This window comes from Methanoculleus sp., assembly GCF_036677455.1.
Lineage (GTDB): Archaea > Halobacteriota > Methanomicrobia > Methanomicrobiales > Methanoculleaceae > Methanoculleus.
Genome location: NZ_JAVBWL010000019.1, coordinates 1 through 5,281, shown reverse-complemented (window position 1 = coordinate 5,281; position 5,281 = coordinate 1). Strand labels below are relative to the sequence as shown.

Annotated in this window: 4 protein-coding genes; all 4 read left to right on the top strand. The window is 64.2% G+C overall.

Going from position 1 to position 5,281, the window contains the following annotated elements:
• Positions 1-1,653: ribosome rescue protein RqcH (gene rqcH, locus V6K60_RS05055; RefSeq protein ID WP_332449427.1), on the top strand; the 1,653-nt coding region annotated here is incomplete at its 5' end.
• Complete coding sequence (locus V6K60_RS05050) at positions 1,650-2,675, top strand: mRNA surveillance protein pelota (RefSeq protein ID WP_332449426.1); 1,026 nt, start codon at positions 1,650-1,652, stop codon at positions 2,673-2,675. The genes rqcH and V6K60_RS05050, both read left to right, overlap by 4 nt.
• A gap of 187 nt (positions 2,676-2,862) precedes the next feature.
• On the top strand, positions 2,863-3,225 hold the full coding sequence (locus tag V6K60_RS05045) for an EMC6-like membrane protein (protein ID WP_332449425.1): 363 nt from the start codon (positions 2,863-2,865) through the stop codon (positions 3,223-3,225).
• A 6-nt stretch (positions 3,226-3,231) separates the two neighbouring features.
• Complete coding sequence (locus tag V6K60_RS05040; protein ID WP_332449424.1) at positions 3,232-5,004, top strand: ribosome biogenesis/translation initiation ATPase RLI; 1,773 nt, start codon at positions 3,232-3,234, stop codon at positions 5,002-5,004.
• Positions 5,005-5,281: the final 277 nt, after the last annotated feature.

Below are 5,281 nucleotides of genomic sequence, written 5' to 3'. Positions count from 1 at the left end.
CACCTCGAGGGCGGGAAGGTGCTCGGCATCCGCCAGCTCGGGCTCGAGCGCACGTTCAGCATCGACGTCGGGAAGCGGGACACGACCTACCACCTCATCTTCGAGCTCTTCGACGAGGGGAACGCGGTCCTCTGCGACGAAGGCTACACGATCATCAAACCCCTCTGGCACCACCGGTTCAAGACCCGGGAGGTGATCCCCGGCGCCGTCTACGCGTTCGAGGGGTCCGACTGCTCGGCGCTCTCTCCCGAAGTGTTCCAGGCAATGCTTGGTGGGTCCGACCGCGACATCGTCCGGACGCTCGCGGTCGGGTGCATGCTCGGCGGTGCGTATGCCGAGGAGGTCTGCAGCGGGGCAGGCGTCGAGAAGAGCGCCCCTGCCCCGGAAGTTGACGCGGAGGCGGTCAGGGGCGCGTTCGACCGCCTGATGGCCGACGTTGCGCGGCGAAGCGAGCCGGTGATAACACCGTCCGGGTGCTGGCCGGTGGTGCTTGCCGGCGAGGAGGTCCGCGAACGGTTTGCGACCTATAGCGAGGCCCTGGATGCCTACTACCCGAAGGTGACGGGCGAGAAGGAGGAGGCCGCCGCCGAGAAACCCCGCCTCTCCCAGGCGGAGGTGATCCGCCGGCGCCAGGCAGAGGCGATCAAGGGCTTTGAGAAGAAGATCGAGCGCTACGAACGGGTCGTGGAGGTGCTCTACGAGAACTACACGCCCGTCACCGGGGTCATAACGACGCTCGATGGAGCGAGCAAGACCCGGTCCTGGCAGGAGATAGAGCAGATCCTCAAATCGAACGGCGATAACCCGGCGGCGAAGATGGTCCGGGCGGTCCATCCTGCCGAAGCGGCGGTGGAACTCGATCTATCGGGCGAGCGGGTGAAGGTCTACGTCCACGAGACGATCGAGCAGAACATCGGCCGTTACTACGACCAGATCAAGAAGTTCAAGAAGAAGAAGACGGGCGCACTCGCGGCGATGGAGCGGATGGTCCCCGAGAAACCCCGGGTGAAACAGAACCTTGCCCTCTTGAAGAAGCGGTGGTATCACCGGTTCCGCTGGTTCACCACCTCCGATGGCGTCCTCGTCATCGGCGGCCGGGACGCCTCCCAGAACGAGGAGCTCGTCAAGAAGTATATGGAGGGCGGGGACCTCTTCGTCCACGCCGACGTCCACGGCGGGAGCGTCGTCATCGTGAAGGGCGCGACCGAACACCTGGACGAAGCCGTCCAGTTCGCCGCGTCCTACTCAAATGCCTGGAAGGCAGGGCATTTCACGGCGGACGTCTACGCCGCCCGGCCCGACCAGGTGAGCAAGACGGCCGAATCCGGCGAGTACGTGGCGAGAGGTGCCTTCATCGTCCGGGGGGAGCGGCAGTACTTCCGGAACGTCCCTCTCGGGGTGGCGATCGGTCTTGCGATGGCGCCCGCAGTCGCCGTCATCGGTGGCCCGCCCGGGGTTGTCACGGAGCGGGCGAAGGTCTCGGTGGAACTCCTTCCCGGGCAGTTTGAGCCGAACGACACCGCAAAGAAGGTGGTCCGGGCACTCAGGGAGAAACTCTCGGAGGACGAGTGGAAAGGGCTCAAGAACGCCCTGAATACCGAGGCGGTCGCCGCGTTCGTCCCACCGGGAGGCTCTGACATCGTGGAATCATGAAAGCTGAAGTGCGTGAGCTGAGGAATCAGTTCGGCGAGATACGCCTCTTTCCGGAGACGCTCGACGACATCTGGCACCTCTCCCACCTGGTCGGGCCGGGCGATCTCGTCTTTGCAACGACGTTTAGGAGCGTGGAGGCGGCAACCGACAAACTCCGGCCGGAGAAGGTGGAGAAGCGGCCGGTTCGGCTCGGGATCCGGGTCGAGAAGGTGGAGTTCCACCAGCACACGAGCCGCCTCCGCATCGCCGGGGTCATCGAGAGCGGGGTGGACGTCACCTCGCACCACACCCTGAACGTCGAGCCCGGGTTCGAGATCTCGGTCATCAAACGGTGGCGGTCCGTCGACTGCGAGCGGATACGGCGGGCCGTCGATGCCTCGGCCTACGGCGTGGTCCACATCGTGAGCGTTGAGGAGGGGGAAGCGCAGGTCTACCGCCTGCGCCAGTTCGGCCCGGAGTGGGTGACCACCGTCACGGCCGGGAGCAGCAAGGGTGCCGATACCGGCACCCGGTCGGTGCTCTTCGAGAAGACGCTCGAGGCCCTCACCGCGGTTACGGGACCGCTCGTCGTGGCGGGTCCGGGGTTCGTGAAGGACGAGTTCGCGAATTACGTGAGAGCCCGTGCACCCGACCTCGCGGAGCGGATGGTCGTCGTCGAGACGCGGCGTATCGGGCGGGGCGCCGTGCAGGAGGTGATCGGGCAGGGAATCCTCGAACGGCTCCTTGGCGACCTCTACCTTGCACGGGAGGTCGGGCTGATGGACGAAGTCCTGCTCCGGGTCGCTACCGGAGGGGCTGTCACCTACGGCATCGACGAGGTCAAGAAGGCGATCACCTACGGTGCGGCGGAGACGGTCCTCGTCTCCGACACCCGGCTCCGGGACAGAGAGGTCACGGGTGTCATCGAGCGGGCCGAGCGCGTCAACGCCTCGGTCGTGGTGTTGAGCACCGAGTTCGAGCCGGGGGAGCGCCTCGCGGCCCTCGGCGGCGTTGCGGCGCTCCTGCGGTACCGGATCGAGTGATGCCGGATATCCGGGACCCCGGCCGGTCGCCAGGGGCCGGAAGTACCTATCTTTATAACCGGAGAAGACCCTTATAATGTACTGATTCCGTCATTCCGGGAAGTGGCCGCGAGCCCGTTCTCTTTGCCGGGCCGTCGTGTCGGGGCAAAATCCTCATTTCCGGAAGCGACAAAACATTGGTGTCACGATGAGTGAGAATGAGGCAGCAGTAGAGGTTGAAAAGACACGGCCGCGGACACGTGCTGAGAAACAGGTCCAGCACAGGGATCGGATAAAACGGACGCTTGTAGCCTGCTTCATGGGCATTCTGGTCGGAGGACTCTCGTTCTATCTCTCCGGCACCCCGGACCCGGTCACGGGACTCCAGCCGACCGCCGTCATCGGTCTGCTCCTTCTCGCGGCAGGCGTCGTCTTCCAGAAGCACGTCTTCATGCTCCTCCGGATCGACTACATGGAACTCGGCACAAAAGACTGGTTCTACCAGGGTTTCATGACGTTTGCGCTCTGGTTCATGACCTGGACGATCCTCCTGACTACCACCGTCCTGTGAGGTCCCATGCGCATCGCTGTTGTACACCGTGATCGGTGTCACCCTGTTAAGTGCGGCACCGAATGCATCATCTACTGTCCGCGTGTCCGGACCGGCGACGAGACCGTCGTCATCGGCCAAGACCAGAAGGTAGTCATATCCGAGGAGCTCTGTGTCGGATGCGGCATCTGCGTGAAGAAGTGCCCGTTCGAGGCCCTCGATATCGTCAACCTTCCTGAACAACTCGACCAGCCGACTCACCGCTACGGCCAGAACGGTTTCGTCCTTTACGGCCTCCCGATCCCCGTCGAGGGGAAGGTCACCGGTATTCTGGGTCCGAACGGTATCGGCAAGAGCACATCGGTGAAGATCCTCTCGGGCTCGCTCGTCCCGAACCTGGGGAGGACCGATTCCGCGGTCTCCTGGAAGGAGGTCCTCGACCTCTACCAGGGGACCGAACTCTTCGACTACCTCCAGGTGCTCTCGCAGAAGAACGTGAAGGTCGCCGTAAAGCCGCAGTACATCGACCAGATCCCGAAGGTCTTCTCCGGGTCGGTGCGCGATCTCCTTGCGACGACCGACGAGCGCGGGAAACTCGACTACTACATCGACCGGCTCTCGCTTCGCGCCGTCATCGACCAGCCGATCAAGACCCTCTCCGGCGGCGAACTCCAGCGGGTGGCGATCACCGCCTGCCTCGCGCGGGATGCCGACTTCTACTTCCTGGATGAGATCACCCCCTACCTCGATGTCTACCAGCGGATGGCCGCTGCAAACCTGATCCGGGAACTCGCGCAGGAACGGCCGGTCGTGATCGTCGAGCACGACCTTGCCATCCTCGATATGCTTGCCGATACGGTGCATATCGCCTACGGAGAACCGGCGGTCTTCGGTGTCATCACCCACCCGAAAGGCGTCCGGATAGGGATCAACCAGTACCTGGAGGGGTTCCTCCCTGAGGAGAACGTCCGGTTCCGGACCTATCCGGTGACGTTCGATACCCGGGCCCATGCCGCCGACTCGAACCGGGAGGTGCTGCTCGAGTTCCCGGCCATGACAAAGCGCTTTGACCGGTTCTCGCTCACCGTCGACGGCGGGGAGATCCGGAGCGGTGAGGTCCTCGGGGTCCTCGGGGCGAACGGTATCGGGAAGAGCACCTTTGCCCAGCTCCTTGCCGGGGTGCTCCCGCCCGATACCGGGGCGATGGACACCCGGGTGCGGATCTCCTACAAGCCGCAGTACCTCAAGGGCGATACGGAGGCAACCGTCGAGGAGATGCTCCGGCAGACGACGACGAAGTTCGACTCCTCGTACTACCAGCACGAGATCTTAGAGCCCCTCTCGCTCTCGCAGCTCCTCCAGGCGCCGGTGAATACGCTCTCCGGCGGCGAACTCCAGCGGGTGGCGATCGCGATCTGCCTCTCGCGCGACGCCGACCTCTACATCCTCGACGAACCGAGCGCTCACCTCGATGTAGAGCAGCGGGTGAAGATCTCGCGGATGATCCGGAAGCATGCCGAAGGCCGGGACGCGAGCACCCTCGTGATCGACCACGACATCTACGTCATCGATATGATCAGCGACCGGATCCTTGTCTTCGAGGGCGAGCCGGGCGTCCGCGGCAAGGCCGCGGGGCCGTTCGATATGGCGCCGGGCATGAACCGGTTCCTCAAAGCGCTCGGGATCACCTTCCGGCGGGACAAGACCGGGAGGCCGCGGATCAACAAGCCGGGGTCGTTCCTGGACCGGGAACAGATCGCGGCCGGGGACTACTACTACGCGGAGATCTCGAAGTCGTGATGGAGGCGCAGGTCCTCCTTCTTTTCCGGCGGGCTGCCAGCGATGCAGGCCATGTGTGGACCGGCTTGTGGACTGTTTCGGACGGACTCTTGGAATGCCTGAGTGCAGATTATCTAGCGATAGCTGGCTACCCTTTTTGACGAGATCGATGGGACGTTAAAGGCGCGAAAAAAGCCCGACAAAGTGGACCGTGGGAGTATCGCCATGGGGGAGGGGTTTCGGGGGGGGGGGGGGGGGGGGGGGGGGGGGGGGGGGGGGGGGGGGGGGGGGGGGGGGG

Coding starts and splice junctions, on each gene's coding strand:
- V6K60_RS05045 (WP_332449425.1), top strand. CDS start 2,863: ATGAGTGAGAATGAGGCAGCAGTAGAGGTTGAAAAGACACGGCCGCGG.
- V6K60_RS05040 (WP_332449424.1), top strand. CDS start 3,232: ATGCGCATCGCTGTTGTACACCGTGATCGGTGTCACCCTGTTAAGTGC.
- V6K60_RS05050 (WP_332449426.1), top strand. CDS start 1,650: ATGAAAGCTGAAGTGCGTGAGCTGAGGAATCAGTTCGGCGAGATACGC.